Source organism: Vibrio sp. YT-19(2023) (genome assembly GCF_033337395.1).
The window spans coordinates 1-559 of the sequence record NZ_JAWOQN010000931.1; the positions used below are offsets into that span (position 1 = coordinate 1).

Consider the following 559-nt stretch of genomic DNA (forward strand, 5'->3'; position numbering starts at 1 on the left):
GAGCTTACTGATCCTGAAGTGCGATCTTTTGTCGACTCAATGGACATGATTGTGGTGGTGGTAACGGCAGATGCCCTGAGTTATCTCACTCTTCAATCTTGGCTACAACATGAAGAGCTATCGAGATTGCTTCGCTCTGACAAATTACGTTTTTTGGTGAATAAGTATCAGCCAGAAACCGAAATTGGTCGTGATTTCATGTTGGTGCTGAAAAAGGAACTTAGCGAATCCTTGATTCCTGTTTCGATTCATCGAGATACGGCATTGCTTGAATGTGTGGCAAACCTGACGACCGTTCAACACTATTCGCCATCGAGTCAAGCCGCAAAAGATTTTCAGTCTTTTGCTTTTTGGTGTGTATCAGCGTTATCAGGCGCTCAGGACCAAAGCTAATTTATGCGAAGTCTTAATCTAATTTTCCAACGCTGGGTAGTGGACCAATTCAGACTACAGAAGAAAGCTTACGAGCAAGCCTGGAATTGCAAAACAAACTGGGTTGGTGAGTGTGCTTTGTCTTTTTGGTTTTCATTGAGCTTTGTATTTTTAAAGCCGGTTATTT

At 42.4% G+C, this 559-nt stretch carries 1 protein-coding gene; it reads left to right on the forward strand.

The window, feature by feature from the left end; genetic code table 11:
* Positions 1–393, forward strand: a 393-nt coding sequence (locus tag R7E78_RS29260; RefSeq protein WP_318059036.1) for a cellulose synthase operon protein YhjQ/BcsQ, incomplete at its 5' end; no start/stop codon positions are given.
* Positions 394–559: the final 166 nt, after the last annotated feature.